The organism is Methanoplanus endosymbiosus, from assembly GCF_024662215.1.
Taxonomy (GTDB): domain Archaea; phylum Halobacteriota; class Methanomicrobia; order Methanomicrobiales; family Methanomicrobiaceae; genus Methanoplanus; species Methanoplanus endosymbiosus.
Map to the genome: position 1 here is coordinate 1473556 of NZ_CP096115.1, position 20953 is coordinate 1494508.

The following is a 20953-nucleotide window of genomic DNA, read 5'->3' on the forward strand; positions in this document are numbered from 1 at the left end:
ATTGACCAAATATATTTTAATTCAGAAAATCAACCCAAATTGTAAGAATTAGGAAAGAAACCCCTAATTCATAACCGGAGTTTGGGATCTACTAACAAAACAGAGTTGTCGCGGCATTCATATCCGCCATGCTTTTGCTACCCAAAATCAAGGATTGGGACTGCCACAAATTGATGAAATAAAGTTCCTGGCATCAGGTCCCCTTCCGGATAATTACCGAGATATTATCATTTGATCCATACATCAGACTCTCAGCACAGATCATCTCACAGATCTCTTCAAAAGTGTATTTCTGATCAATTAACCCACAGAACTCACAGATCTTCTCATCACTTAAAAACCCGGAGACACCATCGCTCATAACCATAATGATGTCATTATTTCTAAGATGGCACGCTGCAATATCAACAAGAAAATCAGTTCTCATGGTATGAGTCACAACAGAAGACATAGGATGATCATCTGCCTTATCCTCAGAAACAATTCCCGCCTCCACCATCTCACGGATCAGTGAATGATCCTCTGTCACATGCCTGACACTGTATTTTCCGTTATCTCCCAACGATAAGAGATAGGCCCTGCTGTCCCCGGTATTTGCATAAATGATACTGTCATCATATCTGAGGGCTGCAACGAGAGTACTGTTCAGATCCGACCTGAGCAAAGCACCTTCCTCTTCAACCGCATCACGTGCTGCAACAAATGCATTTTTGATTATATCTTCCGGATTTTTGATTTTTTCAGACCCCAAAAATGACTTCTTTACAGATCTACAGGCCGCAGATACTGCAACAGAGGATGCCTTCTCACCGTAGTCAGCCCCACCAAGGCCATCAGCAACAACAAGGAAATCAACATATTCCCCGCTTAATACACCAATCGAATCCTCATTTGAGCCACGAATTCCGGGGACCGTTATGCCGGCAAAATTTCCAAAAAAAATCTTCCCTGACTCACCTCCGCCGATAATCCTCTCATCTTTAAGGGCCGTTTCTTTTTTCAAAGAAGAGAATGAAAAAGATGTCATCTTTACCGCACCATTCTAACCTTATTCACAATCATATCAGCTATATCCATCAGCTCACCGGTTACCCCATCTACCCTATCATGAGAAATTAATCGCAGTGATATAATAATACCGCAATTACAGTTTCTCCCCGCAATCAGTGCAAAAAGCCGCTGATGAACTTAGCTCAGCCCCGCACGCAGGACACTCCTTAACGCCCTCAGGATTAACCCCTTCCGGCACAGCTTTGCCCTGCGTGTCATTCTCAGAGCCGCCACTATCCGGCTGAGTGTTCTGCTGCACCGGATTTATAATAACCGGCTGACCACCAAAACCACCGCCTCCGGTAACGACAGTTGACCCCTGCGCCTGCTGTGCACTGCTCCTTGCAGTAGCCGTACTGCCCATAGCACCCAGAGCCTGATTCATAACATCGACCATACGGTCTGAATTCTCGCCAAAAGTCGCCTGCACCATAGCCATATACCTCTGCTGATCCTCAAGACGTGCAGCATGCATCTTCTCCATCTCTTCGGAGCCAAACTTCTGTTTTATAGCTTCGGCAGCTGCAACGGAATCCCTGGCAGAAAGGGCTACAATCTGTTCGGCACTAAGGGAGGCTGCACGTTTCATCTTCTCTAATTCAGTGATCTGCTCAGCAGCATCACGACCGGCCATTGTGATTAAGGCCTCAGCAGAAGCATTTGTTCTGTGACTGAGTTTAACCCCCTCAATCTCAGCCTCCTTATCAAGATCACGATGAAGGATCTGCTGCTCTCCGGTTTCCCTCTGCAACTTTGCCTCAGTCATCTTCATCTTCATATTCAAGAGAGAATCCATCTCCCTCATATCACGTTCATGCTCACGTCCAGCCCACTTATCCTCATGCTCTTTCTGCGAATCATCCATTCTTATGCCATGCTCATTATAAGAAAACTCCTGACCCATTTTATTAGAAAGCTCAGCATTTGACAGATCATGACCATGTGCCTGAATAGCCTTCTCCCTCACAATAGCACGAATAAATTCTGCATCATCCCGCCGGTGTGAGATCTTAATTTTTAACTCCTCCAACTCATTTTTACGGATAAGCCCACCAATCACAAGTTCATGGACGAAAGCTTCAACATCATCATCATTCTGAAGCCTGTGCATTTTGTCATCCGAAAGAATTTCCCTGAGCTTTTGTTCAATATCAACATCAACGGTTTTTCCGGTGATTAACTTTGTACCACTGCCCTTCTTACCGATAATTTCACTCCATTCAGCTTCATCGCAATTAACAAACCTGAGATGTTCTATTGAAAAACCATAACTGATTAGCGTCGGAGATACCTGCATCAGGGTTTTCTGCTCAATCTCATCTTTAATCTTAAGATTGCCATGAAGGTCATCCATCTTATAACTATAAAACGCAGACTGAACAACAGCCAGAATGTCGTGCTTTAGTTCATCCTCAAGATCACTTAACAGAACCTGATTTTTACCCTTCAGATAATTATCAATAAAACTCTTGGAATTAACATTTTTAACTGTCAGCTTACCGCTGACACCTACAGGAACAGAATCTGCGGTTCTGACCTGCGTATTATCAAAGGAAAAATCAATGCTTATTATACCATCATCAATAAGTACGACAGTCGCACGATCATCCAGATTTACAGGCAGCTTTGTCTCAAGAATATTGCCTAAACTGTAATGACCGGGTGTAAGATCACCAACAAATGCCCCCCCCTGAAAAAGCATTGCCCGCGTCCCTTCAGTAACTGTAACTGTTTTTTTAAGAATCCCGCGAAGTTCATCAACCTCAAATCTCCTGGCGAAATCTTCAGGATTCCTCCTCCATTCACGTTTACGTGAAAATTCATCCCTGCTGTTTCCGGGATCTATAATAGCCTTTGATTTCTTCACATTACTCCCACAGCCAGGGCAGAACTTAGAATTAACAGGAACAGCAGCACCGCATTTGCCACAGAAAAATGTTTCAACTCTCTGCCCGCAATATGGGCAGAATTTTGCTTTATCATCAAGTCCTGAGCCACATTTTGGACAGACTTTACCACCATCATCAGACCTTACATCTCCGGAATCGGATTTTTTACTGTTTCTCCCAAATAGTCCCATAAAACACACCACCAATAAAAACCTAAACTCACATATAACTTAAATAAGTGTTCCTGAATCTGACAACTCCGCTTCCTGAGAAGATAATTTATCAAAAAATTTATTCTTAGCAGAATTAACCGTAATATTATTATCTTTCAGATCATTAAGCAGAGAATTAAAAAAAGATTCATCAACAGGCTGAATCCCACCTTCTGTGAGATTATTCCTTGTAATATCTGAAAGTTCATCCACCTGCTTCCTGTGATTCAATGATTTAACATTCAACTTAGCATACCAGTTCTCAAGCATTTCAGGATTCAGATCATCAATTTTATTCAGGATCTGAGCCTCATTTAAAGTTTTTTGCTGCTCCCTGACTGAGATCAGAGTTGTTATGAGACTATAATCTTTTTCAAGATTTAAGCAGGTATCATTTTTTAACTGCCAGGATTCAGAAATTGTCCTTAAACGTAAAGTATAATTGGCTATCTCCACATTATTCTGAAGAGCTGAAGCTTCTGAAAAGAGTATATTTATCTGTCTCTCAAGATTATTTCTCTCAGACTTAACTTTCTTTAACTGATAATCAAGTTTTGCCGCTGATTTTTTAAGCTCCCCTGTTTTAATTGAATCAAAAGAATTTTTTTTAAAAATTCCGGAGAAGATTTTCATAATTACACCCCGTATTTATCGAATTTACCTCTCGCTTTCTTCCATAGCTTTCTCAATATCCTTTTCTATTGAGAACATATGATCAGCTTCATCAAGGTCCAGAGTTCCGGTTTCCACATTATTCCAGATCTCAAACATCTCCTTCTCTGAGTCATCAAGGTCACTGTCAGAATCAGCTATATCCATTGCAAAGATCTGATTAAGATTGTCTAAAACATTATCAAATCCTTTCCCTGCAAGATTTACTTTAATTAGTGAACTTTCAAAGACTTCAGGAGATATATTCTGGATTTTACTCCAGATCTGAGTTTTCTGCAGTTCACGCTGATATTTTTTTATGACAATAAGATTGGTAATAAACATATACTGCTTGTGCATACCCATAAAATTGCGGACTTTTAATTTAGCCTCCATATCAAGTTGTTTAAGCTCCTGAGCAATCATCTTCTTCTTAATCAGATCCGCTCCCACCCCCTCACTAAACTTTAACTTCTTTTCCTTCTCAATTTTGTCAATTTCCTTACGAAGCCGGTTTATGCGGCTTTTAAGCTTAAACTCTTCCTCCTGCAATTCAGGAATTTTAAGTTTGTCAAACTGATTTCTCTTAAAAAGTTCTTTAATGTTCATGATTACCCTCAAAGAGATACTTTTCTTTATTACTAAATAAATCTATCCTCCCAAATGGAGCCACTGCAATAACTCCAACAAATGCCAATCCATAATGGAGGCAAGCATTTATAGAGTAAAAAGTACATTGAATAACAGAATGGGATATCTTTTAATCGTAGATTACAATTCAGATGCTGAACGGAAACGAATTGATGCTACTATTGACAGATGGAAAAAAAGAAAAAAAATTCATAAAGAGAAAGGAGTGATAATACGATTAGGGGACGAAAACATTGAAGACTTCCTAAAGGATCTCTATGCAAGAATGGACGATGGAAGAAAAAATGTCCGGATTTTCTCAGCAGAGAGATGTAACACCGATATTGATGAAATTTCAGAGCGGTATCAGTATGAAACCAACATTGAAACTGAGGTAGTCAGACGTTTTATCCGTTATATCCTCTCAAAATTTAATTCAGGCTATGAGGGAATTAATAACGGAGTTGAGTCCTTTACAGCCTACACGAGAAAAGGACAGGCAAAAGTTGATATTATTTATTTCACGCACCCGGAAAATACAAAGATATCATTATCTGTAAGTGGTTATGGTTCCGTGGTATCTCTGGTTGCAAAGCGTATTGATGAAGAATTAAAATCATATCTCAATAATTATGATGAGAACACACAGTGATATATTGTTCAATAATCTAATCAGATTATCAGAACATGATCTTTTGTTCAGGACTTATAACCGGTAAGACATTTATGCCGGGTATAACCGGAATAAAATTTAAATTAATAAAAGAGGGATTATATGGGAATCGATCTGAGTGGGGTTTTATCAACAGAACTGAAGAAAAATGTAGAGGAATACAAAAAGGCACGCTCCAAAAACGATATCGGAGAGTGCCGCGATAATGCCCATGCATGTGCTGTTTTATGCTACCAGATTGCAGAGCAGCAGCCGGCTTTCAGGGATAAATATATTGCAAATGCAAAGAAATGGGAAAATATCGCCACCGGAAAAATCACCCCTTCTTCCGGAAGTCACAATAAAAATTCTTCTTCCGGGCCGGTAGCAGTAAAAGGTTCTGAAAAAAACTCAGGTAATTCTTCTGAGATTGATTTTGATGCCTCATCGCTTATAGAAACCTCAAGTGTAACCTGGAATGATATCGGAGGGCTTGATGAAGTAAAAAGACTTGTAAAAGAGACTGTTGTGATAGCCGGCCTGAAAAAACCTGATGCGATTAAACCCTGGAAGGGAATTCTTTTATTTGGGCCTCCGGGGACGGGAAAGACAATGATTGCCGCTGCCGCTGCCGGCAGCCTCCATGCTACTTTTTTTAATGTCAAATCAGACAGGGTTTTGTCGAAATATTTTGGCGAGTCATCCAAATTAATATCCTCCCTGTATGAGACAGCAAAAGTAAAAGCTCCATCTATTATTTTTATCGATGAATTCGATGCACTCGGTTCAGCAAGGGGAGAAGGGACAAGTGAGGCATCACGAAAGGTTCTCTCATCTCTGCTAATAGAACTTGACGGTCTTCAGAATAAAAAGAGCGACCACCTTCTTCTGAGTATGGCTGCAACAAATACACCCTGGGATCTGGATACGGCTGTACTTTCACGTTTCCCAAGAAGAATATTTGTTACACTTCCGGATGAGATATCCTGCCGCAGTATTATCCAGATAAATACAGTAGGCCTTGACACCTCAGGGCTTGACTTACCAGGACTTGGAAGAAGATGTGTTGAAAAACTTTATTCCGGAAGAGACATCCAGAACCTCTGCCAGCAGGCAATATGGAATATGATTCATGACAAAAATCCAAGGATGGATGAACTGGCTGATCTTCCGTTCAACGAGCTGAAAAACCGTGTTTTAAATACGAGAGAATTAATAAACAGTGATTTTGAGGAGAGTTTTGAGAGAATACATTCTCCACTGAATAACGATGATCTCAAACAATATAATACATGGAATGATGAATATGGAGAGAGAAGCCAGTGTTAATATTCCAGGTTCAACAGCAGTCCCTGACAAAAATCATAAAAACTACATAATCTTTCAGAAATCAATTTAAAACCCCAAATAAATCCGCATCCACGGCGCGCAAAAAATAGTATGCTATTTTGATATGGCGAGTCATAAGAAGACATTTTTCCTATTTATATTTATTCGGAAGGAAAAAGGAATTCAAAGTAAAAATTAGCATCAAAAAATACAATACATACAATAATAATTTTAAACCATAAATATTAAATGTGCAAAATACAATTGGATTTTTTTGCAATAAACCCAATAATTAAGTAAAATGTAATTTTTAAAAAAAAATTATTAAGCAGACAATCTGACACACAATATATTTCAAAACAGAAATTCATTTTTAAAAATAATTATCAAATAAGAGAATTTTTGATTTTTAAAATTATTCTGAGATTAGAATCGGATTTTAACCAAATAAAAAACATTAATAAACAGATACGATTTCATACGTAATTATGGAAACAATCAATAACAAAAAACACGTCTCAAATGCACATCAGATAACCCTTCAATCAGCCATTTTAGAAGACAATGTACCAATAGATGAAAAACTTGAAACCGCAGAAGTTTATTCAAAAGCCTATAATATCGCAGCAGGAGATTACTTCAAGAAAAAAACGACTTTAAAAAATTCCATTGCCGAGATACTGATGAAGCGGAATAATCTGGTTTACGGATCTGTCGCAGTTGCAGTATTATCATTAATAGTTATATTTATTCTCTTTTTTAACAATGTTCCGGCCACCATAATCTGGGGGATTCCTCCGGTAGTAATTTTAATAGACATAATTACCGCAAACCACCTGCACTCAAAATATACTCAGATGTATGAATCAAAAAATGATGAATTAGACAGACTGAAACCTTCCGGAAAAGTATTGGGTTTATCAAAGGTTTATCACCAGTATTTTATAATTCCCCATGGGAATAGCTCAATGCTTTTCGATTCGAAAAATCTTGGAACCAATGAGAAGATTTCTGTAAAATATATTGATGGCAGTAAGCTCACATATGCTGTAAACAGACTTAACAATGAAATCGATAATTACTCGGATTTTTTCTCAGAAAAACATTCTATTAATGAAATTAAGTTATATTCTCCGGATGCGATTAAAAATAAAAATATTGATATTAAAATTCAGGATTCACTTCAGAGCATAAATTCTGTTATGGAGGATACAAATAGCGAAGATTTTGAATTCAATATCCACCGCCCATCAGGTACATCAGCTGAACTAATAAAAAAGTTGCTCTTCAACGTAAAAGTCAATAATGACCCGTTAATTAATTTAAAATCTGAAAATAAAAATAAAGATTTCAAGGCTATTCCGCCAGACATTACAATTGAAGGGGTAATAAAAAATATCGAAGGGATCATAAGAATTGAGAAGGAAGCAAAAGAAGGTGAAAGCATTGATATCATAAATAAATGTAAAAACCGCTTTTCAGCAATAGACAAAATAACTGCACAGATGAGCATAAATCAGAATAACATTACAAACCATTGCAATAACATAAAATCCTATATAGAATCGTTATCCACAATTGCACTGTGCCCCGAATGCATAAAAAAATATGAAGAGGAGCACGAATCGTATAATATCCGGAATATTATTGAGCAGCGCCTTGAATATACAAAAACCGAACTTAAAAATATGAATATTGATTCAGGAATTTCATTTTTAGATTCAGAAATGGAAATACTGGATGATTTTGGCCTTATACTTCCCAATTCCCTGCTTTATGGTGAATATATAGAAAAAGACCTGCTGGATGTCCATCATGAAGACGGTAAACTTAAAATTACTGCAAATTGTGATAACCATACACAAAATGAAAATATAAGTATTTTTTGCTCAAGCCATGTATTCTGCCGTCCCGCCATGAGCGTTTTTAACGAGCTTAAACAACCAATATTAAATCTGGCTGAAAATATGGACTCTGAACTACAACTTTCAGGGGCAAATATGAGGAATGAACGGTTATCATTAGCCCCATATCATAATATATACAAAGAGCTGGAGCAGCAATACAAAGAGATAGAAATCAGAAAAGAGATGAATAATGAATTTTTAAGAGTAATCCGGGGGATTTAGTTATGGATCAGTCAGAGATAACCATGTTAAATAGCGGATTTAAAAGAATTGAAGATCAGATGAACAGACTTAACAGCCAGTTCAGTTCTATGAATTCAACGTTAAATTCAATTAATCAATTACAAAGAGACGTAGCTCAGGCCGTAAAAGAATCATCTTCGACAATAAATAAACTAAATGAAAATATTAAAAAAATTGAGATTGAGAAAGCAAAAAGTGAGATAAATATCCTGGAAAAACAGGAATCAATAGTTAAATCTTATAAGGATAATATGGAAAAAATATACCGGCTTGAAGAAAAAATACTAAAAAAAGCATACTTTGATTCAATAAAAAATGCGGTTACAAAATTTTCAGATTCAATAAAAAAAGGCTCAGTCAATACAAAGCCGCTGAGATCTGTTATTGACTCCAATCAGACAATCATTAAAGGCTATGAGGAAATGCTTTCATCAATTGATGAATATAATAAAATCACACCGGAGATATACATAAAACGATCAAATGACCTGATCACCAAAAAAAATAACATCTTAAAACAGATGGATAATTTTTTGAGAGAACGCAAAACAATTGTGGACAAAATCAATGGATGGGGCACAAAAGTAAAGTTCAACTCCCCGGTAGTGATAAATGTCCCTTTCTGGGTTGCCTTAATTGAAAAAGACGGACAGATATCAACAATAAAAATCCCAGTATCTGAACTGGGAGAAGCAGAAACAGAACCTACCGAAGAGATACCTTATATTGAACATCTAGCCGGTTCAAAGTCCTTAAATTTCAGCGATGAAGTTAACAAATTCTATAACACAGAGATAGAGAAATTTGCAGTAAATAACCAAATCAGCTATTCAAAAGAGGATCTGCTTTCCGGACTGAAAATGATGCAGGATAAGAAATTCGTTCATGAAGAATTTGTCAATACCATCTCCCGATTTGAGGTGAATAACAATGAGTAGCTCATATTCAAGCAATATTGTCAGAAAATCTGTTGAAACTGATGATGCCACTTATGCAACGGTTCTTCCCGATCAGACCTGCGATAAACCTCTTATCCCAAAAAGCAACCCCATAAAACAGCTGGACTGGAAAATATCCTTAGGGAAAGGTTGTACTTATCTCCCGGAAGAAGGCATATATGCAAAAAATGTTGAAATCGGGTATGGTTCGTGGATAAACGGGAGCATATTTGGCAGGGAAAATATTACTCTCGAATCCGGTTCTTCTTCACGGGGTGGAGGGATAATAAATGGTTCGGTTTTATCAGAGGGCACTGTTAAGATAAAAACTCCGGAATGGAAAAAAGAAGAATTCAAACAGGATTATTTATATATAAAAGGAGACATTATTGGCGAGAATATTAATATTTCTGCCCCGGTTATAGTACAGGGCAACATTATTGCCCATGACGCTGTTGAAATATCTGAAAAATCAACTATATTTGGAGGAATTTTTTCAAAAAACAGACTTATTGCCAAAAACATGGTGTCATCATTTATAATAGGAAAAGATATTCTGCTTGGAGAAAATACATCTGTATTTGCTCCATATATAGTTGCCAGTTCCCAGCTTAATATGAATAAAGTCAGAATTATTTCAGGGATCTGTACAAAATGTAAAAATTCAAACAAAAAGGATAATTTTCACTGCAATTTTGAATCATGCGAACAATGCCTATACCTGACCAGTGAGGACATCATTACAAAAGGAAATCATAAAATTGCTTCCCATACCTGGAGAACCTATTTTGAAGATAACAATAACTATGCACCATTAAATGAAATTTTTGCTAAACTTCACAATAAAAAGAAAGAAGAGGTATCCTTTGGAAAACAGAAATTCAGTGAACTTTCTGAGAACGAACGACAGACAATTATCCAGAATATTCAGTCTATGGTTATGGGAGACTATGTTTCTGAGAAAATTGATGGAGATAAAATAATCTCTACGGAAGGCAATTATATTGAAAGCGGAGCAACAGTCATTTCTGATTCAATAATAAACAGGAGTACCATAGATTCATCAGAAAAAGAAGAAACAAAAAAAGGTACAATTAAAGATACAAATACCGGGAATGCTGTAATTTCTGATTCGATAATAAACAGGAGTACCATAAGTTCATCCGAAAAAGATGAAACAAAAACAGGTACAACTGAAGATAAAAATACCGGGAATGCTGTAATTTCTGATTCGATAATAAACAGGAGCACCATAAGTTCATCCGAAAAAGATGAAACAAAAACAGATGATGCAGAAAATATCAAGTGCAAAAAATGCAATACCACTGTTCCTGAAGGTCATAAATTCTGCACAAAATGCGGTACAAAAATGGAATAAAAATTTCTTTGTAAGTGGTTAGATCCATTACATACTTATGCAATACTATAAACAACAAATCATCAAAGTTATGTAAAGAATGTAGAGAAAAAATTGCAAAAATACAAATTTTTATCGAGGAATATTGTATATAGTATATTCCACAATAATCTCCAATAAACAATTTAAGACGGCATACATGTTCAACAAAGTGAATCTCAACGGTGCAAAGGATTTAATTTCAACAGCTGAAAAAGTACTTAACAGTGGCTCTTCCATTTCCAGACGATCCTATGATGAAAGAGTCAGACTTATGCAGGAGATCCATGAGCAATATTCACGTTTCCAGGACGGCGAATGTGGATCTTTTAATTCAACATTTAACACTTTATTCAGGTCTAAATTTGAAGCTGCCCTCCTGACCATTGCAGTGAGTTTTAATAAAGCAAATGAAGAATGCAGTGAGGTTCCCGGCCAATATACTGACGATGAAATCTCCCTTTATGAGATCATTGAACGTTACAGAGTCCTGCCTTCAAAAAAAGAACTCATTAACCTTCTAAGTTCCCCTGATTCAGGTGGTGCTGCTTTTCTGCAACTGCATTACCAACATATTGATGACCTCGTTGAGGAATTCTGCAACCAAAAAAACCCTGTTAATCCATATCTTGTCAGTTATATGAAGAAGGAATGGGAGAAGTATGATAAGAAACTCCAGGAAGTTATTGTTGAACTGATCCAGGATAACGGATTAAAATGGTTCATAACATTTATTGCAAACGATATGAAGACCGCAGAGCAGATCATCTATAATATCTCAGGAGGGATCGTAAACCCTGGGAACGGGGTTCAGGTTATTGACAGCATAATGAACCGTGCCGGCATAACAACTGCTGCAACAGATCCCGTTACAAAAGATACAGACCGCGGTGAAGTAAGAATAAATCCGGGAAGCAGATCAGATATAAAATATTCCGGGGGCATAGAAAATACAGAATCAGAAGTTTTCGGTGTACATATCGAAGACAGCATTCTGAACCGCTCGCACGTAAACGGAGGGCCAGCAATAAAAGATGAGCAGCCTGCCCTTTCAGAGGTGTACTGCCCGGCATGTGGGACTCAAATACAGGATAATGCACAGTTTTGCACCAATTGCGGAAAAAAGAGACAAAACCAAACCAGCGGTAAAAAACCTGAATAATCATAATAATGTACCCCGCAGATGATTCAGAGATTATTGTGGAGCATTTCACCAAAAATATTGTCATCTGAAGCTTAAATGCCCGAAGATCATTTACTATCAGAGATGAAATAAAGGGAAGTCTATAACTGAAAACACGGCACCAGGTTAGACACCATTCCAACAATCACTTTGCCTTTCTCGTATATCTCGCAACACCACGTTTTGGAGTAATCCCGTCCGGGGAAAACATAGGCCCTCCGGCATGCCTGATGTCCTCAATGGTGTAAAATGCATTTGGATTGTACTTATGCACCTGCCTTAATGCCTCAGAGATGTCTTTTCTCTTAACAACAGAATAAATAATACTGACCGGCCCGAACTGACCCATTGCATTCACCGAGGTTGTCCGAAATCCCGACTCTTTTAACTGGAAGATGAGTTCCTCAGCATTATACTGTGTAATAACCCTTACAACAGAGATCCCAAGTGCCATCTTCTCCTCCACAGTAATTCCCACATAATTTCCGGCTGCAAAACCAAGTGCATAGGCCAGAAATGCAGCAGGAGAGAGACCCTGGCTGAAAACCTCAGATATTGCCAGAAGCCATATACTTATCTCAAAAAATCCAAGAACAGCCGAAAATAACCTCATACCTCTCGATATGAAGATAATTCTGAGAGTGCCGCATGTAACATCAGCAATCCTTGCAAAAAATATCAGTGCCGGCAATATTAAAAAACTGACAATCTCCGGATCAATAGTAACCAAAAATCCACTCCCTCCTCTGATAAGCATAAAACATCAGATAATTTATCACTTCCGGCAATGACAAAAAAATGAAGATCATGACATCAAATTTAACATAAATGCCTGAGATCTAATACTAACGAAGATGAAACGAAACACATATTTTATCATAATCGCAGGAATTGCTTTCCTGGAGTTATGCCTAATATGGTGGATAATAAAAAGTCCTCCAAGGCCCCCCGGAAAGGAGATTTTAGCAATCGGAATCGCTGCCGGAATTATCATTGCACTTCTCCTTAAAGGTAAAACTGAAAATCTTACGGAAGGGGATGAGAGGCATCATTTAATCAACGAAAAATCTGCGATTAAAACACTCCAGATAACCTGGATTCTGCTTTTCTCCTTCGCAGCATCATCAATCGTCTTCATTGTAGAGAGAGGCGACTTCTTTATAAAACATTTCCTCGGATTCCCGTTCATCCAGATGATAATACTGTTCGCCGTAATTGTTGTCTTTGCGGCCTTCAGGATTTATTACACCAATAAATACGGGGGATTTGACTCCGATGAAGAATAAGATCAAGGTATTCCGTGCAATGAATGATATGACACAGGAAGATCTTGCAAAGGAAGTTGGTGTCACGAGGCAGACAATACTTGCAATAGAAAAAGGAAAATATGATCCGTCGTTAAGCCTTGCCTTTAGGATATCAAGGGTATTTAAGGTAAATGTAGAAGAGGTATTCTTTTACGACTGAACTCCTATGAAAAACTTCGATTTTTCATCCACCATCTGTGAACCCGCAGGTTCATGAATGACTTTTTTATCAGCCGGAACAGATTAAGTTCAGAAAAATATTTTATAGGAATATTTCTTTATTCTGCCCTTAATGCCTCGATCGGATCAAGATTTGATGCCCTCCACGCAGGGTAAATTCCGGAGAGGACACATACCAGAACACCGATAACAATTCCAACCGGGATGTATATCATACTCTCAGGCATGAAGAAATAATCAGTTGTGCCAATCATACCGAATGTCAGTGTATATCCGCCTATAAAACTCATCACCGCACCTATAAGCGAACCGATAATTCCAAGCAGCAGAGACTCATAGAGAAACATCCTCCTGATCTCCCTTCTCTTTGTCCCTATACTCCTTAAAATACCAATCTCCTTAATTCTCTCAGTAACTGACATCATCATTACATTGAATATTGAAACTGCTGCAACGAGAAGTGAAATTGCACCGATTGCCGTCATAAATGAGGTGATCGTACCAAGAGATTCACTTATTCTCTCAAGCATTGAACCGGAGTCCTGAATACTCACCTCATCCTCGCGGTAATTTAGCTGCCTGTCAATTTCATCCTCCAGAGCATCAATATTATCAATATCCGCGGCAACCACATTCACCTGATCATACTCACCTTCCCCTCCGTAAAATGAAGTAAACCACTTCTCATCCGCAAGAATGGCATTATCAGAATTTAAGTCCATAGACATACCCTTCTCCTCTAAAATGCCATTGACCTTGACCGTGCTCTGTCCCTCATCCTCATCACCGACTTTGATCCTGCTTCCGACTTTAAGATCATATCTCTCTGCAAGTGTAGGCCCGACAACAACACCGCTTGAGCTGACCGGATAACTGCCCTCCGCAACATCAACAAGTTCAGGGATTACAGAAGTATCAAGTCCATATATCGTTGCCCGGCCATCCTTACCTCCGACACTTATGGAATCGGACTCTGAATACAACGCGACAACAAGATTTTCAGCACCGGAGATCTTCTCAATATCCCGGAGCTGACTGTCATCAATATACTCATCATCATCGGAGGAACTGCTGCTACTTCCCGGACCACTGCCTCCCCCCCCACCACTGTCAGGGGAGATCATAATGATATTGCCGCTCTCAGATAACTGGGCAGTAACTGAAAGCGTCATATTGGCACCCATTATGCCAATTGATGTGATTGCAACGACACCTATTACAATACCAATTGCCGCAAGCAGCGACCGGAGAAAGTTCAGCCTGATATTTCTGAGAGACAGCTCAAAGAATATATCCTTAATTATCATGTACAATCCTCCCGTCAGAGATCACAATTTTCCGGTGAGCATACTCAGCAACACTGTCCTCATGGGTAACCATAACAATAGTCCTCCCGTCTCTGTTCAGATCTGACAGGATCTCCATAATCTGTGCACTGGTCTTGGAATCCAGATTTCCGGTAGGTTCATCACATAACAGAATAGCCGGATCGTTTACAAGTGCCCTTGCCACCGCAACCCTCTGCTGCTGCCCTCCGGAGATCTCAGCCGGTTTATGCTTAAATCTATTATCCTCAAGGCCGACCATTTTAAGGAGCTTTTCAGGATAACCGGATTCATCCTTTTTTTTGTGCTTCAGAATGAGCGGGTACTCCACATTCTCCCTAAGATCAAGAAGTGGAATCAGATTGAATTTCTGGAAGATATACCCAATCTTATCCCTTCTCAGTTCAGTCAGCTCATCATCATTTAAATCACGGATATTCCTGCCGTCAATATAGAGATCACCTGATGTAGGGATATCAAGGCAGCCGATCTGATTCATGAGTGTTGATTTCCCCGAACCCGAAGGTCCCATTATTGCCACAAATTCACCTTCGCAGATGTCAAGTGAGACATTATCAAGAGCCACCACTTCATCAGACGGAAGAACATATACCTTAGTCACATTCTTAAGACTGATTACAGGTTGTGGAGTCATCTGCTGCCACCTACAAAAATCACTTCTTCCCCTTAGCAAGTTTTGCCTTCACTGCTTCAGATCCTTTTTTTATGTAACCTTTCTTCCATATGACTACAAGTCCAAGTCCGGCAATGATGATGACAACAATCTCAAGGACTGGAATCTTTGAAAAGCCTCCGCCCATACCTCCCATCATGCCGCCTCCGCCTCGTTGGGTGTTTGAACCGACATCAGAGGGATCAGGTGAGGAAGAACCTGAAGATACAGCAGATCCAGAACCTGATGAAATGGAATACTCCTTCTCATAGTCATTCCCGTTCAGGTCCTTGTATGTAATAATCACAGGAATCTCAGCTGAATATTTATCACTCTGCAGCTCATAAGTGACATCAAAGCTTGAGAAGTCATCAGGTTCAAGTGAACCGATCACATATATCTTGTACGGGTCAACAGGAACTGCCGGAGAACCAACTGTAACAACTATTGACATTGCATCCTCAAGTCCGGCATTGGTGATGTCACCACTGACAGTGGAATAGCTTCCCGATGTTTTGGTCTCCACATTGTTTAAAATCGGATCCGCACCTGTTTTGTCATCACCATAGGATACCGGGATTGATACGGACGAAATGTGCTTATTTATGCCGTTTCTCCATGAAGCATCAAATTCAATATATTTTGCATCCTCCGGCGTAATATCAAATTTCATCTCACATGACTCATCGGGTTCAAGATTTCCGATAAAATAACTTGTCTGGGAAGAGGTGACACCTTCACCCAAAGGGGATATCTCAACTCCGTTAACTGTATTCTCCCTTGGATTGCCAATGAGAAGAGTAATCTTTTCCTCATTACCTTCCTGCCATGAATCCGGAGAGTCAATTACTGAGATAGACAGTCCTGTGCTCTCAATCTTTACAGGGATATTATAGGAAAAACTGTTTGAACCTGTATAGTCAAGATAAAATCTCGGATAGTAAATCCCGTCCGGAGCATCGGCATCCACAGTGAACGAAAACTGCATCTCATTGCCGGCACCAATGGGGGTTACGGTATCATATGCATCATCGTTTACCACCGAAATATCATTGGAATACAGTTCAGCCCGGTTTATTGAAACCGATTCTGTGCCTGTATTTTTTACTGTAATTGTAATTATTCCGGTATCACCCTTTACAAAAACGCCCGGATCAAGATTCACATCCGTTACTGCGACCTGCGTATAGGCACTGCTCTCAGAATCATCTGCCGATACAATACCACAGAACGACACTGCAATAATAAGGAACATTAAAATTCCTGAAAATATTCTTTGCTTATTCATATTATCTCAAATCCTGAACGTTACAATTTGTAAAAAATATTTAACATTATGCTATAAATATGATGGCAATACCTGAAGTTAAACGGGCATTTTAAGTTGCAGATTTAAAAAATCCGGAGATAGCAATAGACATTTATGTCCTGAACCAAAAAGAGAAGTATTATCTTAAAGATCATAAGCAGAAAGAGGAGTTCATGAAAAGGAATACTGCAAATATTATAATAATCTACACATCTGCTATTCTTCTGCTACTGATTGATATATATGTATATCCGGATAAAAACATCCGGAATACACTATACTCAGCATTTGCCCTTGCTTCAGTCCTTGCCGGTGTAAAAATAATAAATGAGTATATTCTTGAAAAGAAAATAGAAGACAGAAAATCATATTATAGCCTGAAAAAAGCTGTATCAGTCATTGCAGGTATGATATTACTTGCCATAATCTTCAGAATATGGGTTGAAAATACAGAGTCGCTCCTTTTGTCATACGGAATTATAGTTGCAGGAGTTGCAATATCCCTTCAGGACCTGTTTAAGGACTTTGTGGGGGGGATTTCCATCATTGTACTCAGCAGTTTCAGAGTAGGAGACCGAATCGAGATAAATGGGATTACAGGTGATGTAATGGACATAGGAATAATGAATACAACCATGATGGAGATTTCCGGACTTGGAAAATGTGACAGAACATCAGGAAGAATTGTAACTGTCCCAAACGGATTACTACTGTCCAATACGCTTTTAAATTACACCAGAGATCACAATTATGTATGGGATGCCATAATTGTACCAATTACATATGACAGTAACATACCACTCACAGAAGAACTCCTATTAAAAGCCGCAGACAGAGAAACTGATACAATATCAAAGAAGGCAAAAGAAGAATTCCAAAAGATTGGCAGGAAATATTACCTCCCCGAAAAACCGACAGAAACTTCAGTTATGATAAACCTGACCGATAACTGGATAGAATTTGAAGTAAGGTATATATGTGAAGTAAGATCTCTTACACTTACGAGAAATTTAATCTCAAGGGAGATTCTTGGAATAATAAGGGACAATAATGACATCAAAATAGCAGGTGAAAGCCTCTCACTCAGCGGAGAGCATAAAGTTGAGATTATTTCAGAGAAAATATCACATAATTAAAAATTTCAGGAGTATTAAGAGATATTTTCCCGGAGAACAACTTTATGATCAATCTTACCATGAATTATTATAATCTGAATTTTAGGGAGAACTACTCCCCATATTCACTGCCAAAGAGTATCTCACTCAGCTCAGGCGGGATTCTTACTCTGCCAAAATGATATATCGTATCAAAGATTCCTGCATCGGAAATATTAACTTCATTTTCAAGAAAGCCCTTCATGCCGGAGAGCATCCTGTGGCTGTATCTTCTCTCATTTGATGAAACCGGATTTTCATACACAAAAGTTCCTTTGGCAGCAATGCTGTCCCAGTCCGGCCTTTTTTCCTCAAATGCACTCCTCAGATAGTCAATATTTGTCCATTCACCTTCAAGGCTCTGTCTGAGGCTCTCGCGGTGATGATTAATCTCATCAAGAAGGAATTTAAAGTCCTTAATAAACTCAAAATAATTTGCCTTAAACTCATCAAATATAATATCAGCCTTCTTCTCGGCATCAGGAGGGTCCAGAATAAGGCCAAGAACTGATGATCCGACAACAACATAAAAGCTGTTCATAAATCTCTCAAATGAATCCCATGCTTTAATCAGCGGATTTTTGACACTATTCTGTGCCTCACCGGCATCCTCAGCGCTGTAAATTCTTTCATACAGCATAAGGAAAAATGCAGGCAGTGTAGCCAGCACCGAAACAAAGGAGAATATTCTCATATATTCTCATTTATCCGGGTGTGAAATAAACCCTCTGCCGATATGAGAGAGAAAACCGTAAAAAATATGACAGATAACAACCCGGCCACCACAGGCAGGCCACAAAAAAGCACAACAGACGAAAAGCCGCCGGCCGGAGAGATCAAAAACCCATACAATTCATGGATGAAGTTAAGGGCACACAACAGGCCACCAAAAATACGGGAAAAAATAACCCTGAGGCATTACAGGCACCTGAAATTCAGTGGTAGCACTCAGCTACAGAAAATTCCGGGAAAAAATAATAGATTGAAATTGGGATTAACTGTCGTTCGGAATTAATCATGTCCGGATAATTAAATCCGGATAAATCAGATTTTCGCATATTTCGCTGTAAATACACCGTCAATCTGTACTATCTCATCCATGGCATCCTGTGGCACTTCAGAGTCCACATTTAAGACCATGATTGCCTCATCACCAGGACGGTTTCTTCCGACCTGCATACCGGCAATATTCACATTCTTATGCCCGATGATCGTTGCAAACTTTCCGATAACTCCGGGGACATCATGATGCCTTGAGATGACAACATGCCCTGTCGGAGTCATGTCTGTCATGTACTCACCAATCTTAACAATTCTTGGTTTTCCCGGTGACGAAACATTTCCGGATACAGACTCTTCCATCTTATCAGTCTTAACTCTGATTGTGATGACATTGGTAAAGCCAAATGACTCTTCAGTTATAGTCTCAGAGACGCGGATGCCTCTCTCTTTAGCGGCAAGCTCAGCATTGACAATATTAACAGGAGTCTGAAGAATGGGATCAAGCATTCCCTTGAGGGCAAGCCTTGTTATATATTTTGTATTCTGCCCGAATTCCGCAGTTTTGCCACCATACTCCACCTCAACAGATTCAATTCTGCCTTCAACAAGCTGAATCAGAAGCTTTCCCATCTTCTGGGCAAGGTTTGCGTATGGTTCAATCCTCTCCACCTGGTCAGGCGGGATCATAGGTGCGTTTACGACAAATTTTGCAGAACCGCCCTTTAATACTTCAATACACTGCTTCGCAACCGAAACTGCGACATTGAGCTGAGCCTCGACTGTGGATGCACCAAGATGAGGAGTGCAGATAACCTGATCCAGAGAGATAATTCCTGAAGCCTTTGGTGGTTCTTCCTCATAGACATCAAGCGCCGCACCTGCAACCTTTCCCTGCGCAATCGCGTCGCAGAGATCAGCCTCATTGATGATACCGCCGCGTGCACAGTTGATAATCCTGACACCATCTTTCATCGTTGCAATGGTGGTGGTGTTGATTAAGTGCTTCGTCTCCTTGATAAGCGGGGTATGGACTGTAATGAAGTCCGCAACCGGAAAGAGTTCATCAAGTGTCATTACTTCAACACCGAGTTCTTTTGCCCTCTCGCGGTTGATATATGGGTCATATGCCACAACCTTCATCTCAAGGGCTGATGCACGCTTTGCAAGCTCCTGACCGATTCTTCCGAATCCTACAATTCCAAGAACCTTGTCATTAAGCTCAACGCCCATAAATGCAGAGCGCTTCCATTCACCCTTCTTAACAGAGGCTGTTGCCTGGGGGATGTTTCTTGCAAGTGATGCCATCATTGCAAGGGTGTGCTCACATGCCGCAAGTGTATTGCCCGCAGGCGCATTTGCAACAATGATTCCCTTCTTTGTTGCCGCATCAAGATTGATATTATCAACACCGGCACCGGCGCGTCCCACAAACCTCAGTTTTTCAGCAGCTTCAATAACAGACTCAGTAACCTGTGTACCGCTTCTGACGAGAAGACCATCATATTCACCGATTATTTTTATTAACTGCTCCTCGCTCAGTCCTGTTCTGACATCCACTTCGCAAAAACCGCGAAGAATCTCTATTCCTTCCTCTGCCAGCGGATCGCTGACAAGCACTTTATAGTTCACTTCAAAGTCCCCGTTATTAATTTGGCTTATCTTATCTTCATATTTTCCGAAAAATTCATAAAAATTCCGGCAGTAAATTACATAATCCTTATCTGTCACAGGCAGTCCAGTCTGAATTTATGGTTCTGCCATTATCATACAGCTGAACCACAGATAATACCTATCCCTCATATGAACAATCAGGTTCCATTATCATTTTCAGGTGGTCCGGCAACTTATCATGACCCTATTTTTCAGCAAGGATTGGCAAAGGTAAATTTAGCCTTTGACAATATATAATATACAACCTGATTA

19 protein-coding genes are annotated in these 20953 nt (G+C 39.2%); 9 read left to right on the plus strand and 10 right to left on the minus strand.

The annotated features are described in order from the left end of the window. Positions 1 to 193 precede the first annotated feature (193 nt). The 4 genes from L6E24_RS06405 to L6E24_RS06420 form a co-directional block, all read right to left on the minus strand. Positions 194 to 1027, minus strand: coding sequence for a PP2C family protein-serine/threonine phosphatase (locus L6E24_RS06405; protein ID WP_257743871.1), 834 nt, complete (start codon positions 1025 to 1027; stop codon positions 194 to 196). Between the two features lie 117 nt (positions 1028 to 1144). After that, complete coding sequence (locus L6E24_RS06410) at positions 1145 to 3130, minus strand: zinc-ribbon domain-containing protein (RefSeq protein ID WP_257743872.1); 1986 nt, start codon at positions 3128 to 3130, stop codon at positions 1145 to 1147. Positions 3131 to 3169: 39 nt separating this feature from the next. Beyond that, positions 3170 to 3784: a hypothetical protein gene (locus L6E24_RS06415; RefSeq protein WP_257743873.1), complete on the minus strand. Its 615-nt coding sequence runs from the start codon at positions 3782 to 3784 to the stop codon at positions 3170 to 3172. Between the two features lie 24 nt (positions 3785 to 3808). Further along, entirely contained in the window at positions 3809 to 4411 is a 603-nt protein-coding gene (locus L6E24_RS06420) for a chromosome assembly protein (protein ID WP_257743874.1), read from the minus strand. Between the two features lie 139 nt (positions 4412 to 4550). Here L6E24_RS06420 and L6E24_RS06425 point away from each other — a divergent pair, with 139 nt between their 5' ends. The 6 genes from L6E24_RS06425 to L6E24_RS06450 all read left to right on the plus strand — a co-directional run bounded on the left by L6E24_RS06425 (position 4551) and on the right by L6E24_RS06450 (position 12059). Then, positions 4551 to 5084, plus strand: coding sequence for a hypothetical protein (locus L6E24_RS06425; RefSeq protein WP_257743875.1), 534 nt, complete (start codon positions 4551 to 4553; stop codon positions 5082 to 5084). Positions 5085 to 5207: 123 nt separating this feature from the next. After that, positions 5208 to 6413 carry an ATP-binding protein gene (locus L6E24_RS06430; RefSeq protein ID WP_257743876.1) on the plus strand — a complete coding sequence of 402 codons (1206 nt, stop codon included), beginning with the start codon at positions 5208 to 5210 and terminating at the stop codon, positions 6411 to 6413. Between the two features lie 488 nt (positions 6414 to 6901). Beyond that, entirely contained in the window at positions 6902 to 8542 is a 1641-nt protein-coding gene (locus L6E24_RS06435) for a hypothetical protein (RefSeq protein WP_257743877.1), read from the plus strand. A 2-nt stretch (positions 8543 to 8544) separates the two neighbouring features. Then, positions 8545 to 9501, plus strand: a complete 957-nt coding sequence (locus tag L6E24_RS06440) for a hypothetical protein (RefSeq protein ID WP_257743878.1) — start codon at positions 8545 to 8547, stop codon at positions 9499 to 9501. After that, a complete protein-coding gene (locus tag L6E24_RS06445) occupies positions 9494 to 10879 on the plus strand; it encodes a zinc ribbon domain-containing protein (RefSeq protein WP_257743879.1) in 1386 nt (461 codons plus the stop codon). The genes L6E24_RS06440 and L6E24_RS06445 overlap by 8 nt, the downstream gene beginning before the upstream one ends. A 178-nt stretch (positions 10880 to 11057) precedes the next feature. After that, positions 11058 to 12059, plus strand: coding sequence for a zinc ribbon domain-containing protein (locus L6E24_RS06450; RefSeq protein ID WP_257743880.1), 1002 nt, complete (start codon positions 11058 to 11060; stop codon positions 12057 to 12059). 166 nt (positions 12060 to 12225) lie between these two features. Here the strand turns inward: L6E24_RS06450 and L6E24_RS06455 are convergent, their stop codons facing one another. Further along, entirely contained in the window at positions 12226 to 12837 is a 612-nt protein-coding gene (locus L6E24_RS06455; RefSeq protein ID WP_257743881.1) for a DUF2179 domain-containing protein, read from the minus strand. A gap of 97 nt (positions 12838 to 12934) precedes the next feature. Between L6E24_RS06455 and L6E24_RS06460 the strand changes: the two genes are divergently transcribed. Together L6E24_RS06460 and L6E24_RS06465 are read left to right on the plus strand one after the other, a co-directional pair. Then, entirely contained in the window at positions 12935 to 13366 is a 432-nt protein-coding gene (locus tag L6E24_RS06460; protein ID WP_257743882.1) for a DUF2178 domain-containing protein, read from the plus strand. Continuing rightward, positions 13356 to 13547 carry a helix-turn-helix transcriptional regulator gene (locus L6E24_RS06465; RefSeq protein ID WP_257743883.1) on the plus strand — a complete coding sequence of 64 codons (192 nt, stop codon included), beginning with the start codon at positions 13356 to 13358 and terminating at the stop codon, positions 13545 to 13547. The genes L6E24_RS06460 and L6E24_RS06465 overlap by 11 nt, the downstream gene beginning before the upstream one ends. 118 nt (positions 13548 to 13665) lie before the next feature. Here the strand turns inward: L6E24_RS06465 and L6E24_RS06470 are convergent, their stop codons facing one another. From L6E24_RS06470 to L6E24_RS06480, 3 genes are read right to left on the minus strand one after another with little or no spacing between them, the layout of a single operon-like run. Continuing rightward, positions 13666 to 14874 carry an ABC transporter permease gene (locus L6E24_RS06470; protein WP_257743884.1) on the minus strand — a complete coding sequence of 403 codons (1209 nt, stop codon included), beginning with the start codon at positions 14872 to 14874 and terminating at the stop codon, positions 13666 to 13668. Next, positions 14864 to 15547: an ABC transporter ATP-binding protein gene (locus tag L6E24_RS06475; RefSeq protein ID WP_257743885.1), complete on the minus strand. Its 684-nt coding sequence runs from the start codon at positions 15545 to 15547 to the stop codon at positions 14864 to 14866. Before L6E24_RS06475 ends, L6E24_RS06470 begins: the two co-directional genes overlap by 11 nt. Positions 15548 to 15566: 19 nt before the next feature. Beyond that, on the minus strand, positions 15567 to 16853 hold the full coding sequence (locus L6E24_RS06480) for a COG1361 S-layer family protein (RefSeq protein WP_257743886.1): 1287 nt from the start codon (positions 16851 to 16853) through the stop codon (positions 15567 to 15569). A gap of 194 nt (positions 16854 to 17047) precedes the next feature. Between L6E24_RS06480 and L6E24_RS06485 the strand changes: the two genes are divergently transcribed. Next, positions 17048 to 18010, plus strand: coding sequence for a mechanosensitive ion channel family protein (locus L6E24_RS06485; RefSeq protein WP_257743887.1), 963 nt, complete (start codon positions 17048 to 17050; stop codon positions 18008 to 18010). A gap of 91 nt (positions 18011 to 18101) precedes the next feature. Here the strand turns inward: L6E24_RS06485 and L6E24_RS06490 are convergent, their stop codons facing one another. Together L6E24_RS06490 and serA are read right to left on the minus strand one after the other, a co-directional pair. Next, positions 18102 to 18722, minus strand: coding sequence for a hypothetical protein (locus L6E24_RS06490; RefSeq protein ID WP_257743888.1), 621 nt, complete (start codon positions 18720 to 18722; stop codon positions 18102 to 18104). Between the two features lie 350 nt (positions 18723 to 19072). Beyond that, positions 19073 to 20659: a phosphoglycerate dehydrogenase gene (serA, locus tag L6E24_RS06495; RefSeq protein ID WP_257743994.1), complete on the minus strand. Its 1587-nt coding sequence runs from the start codon at positions 20657 to 20659 to the stop codon at positions 19073 to 19075. Between the last annotated feature and the right edge of the window lie 294 nt (positions 20660 to 20953).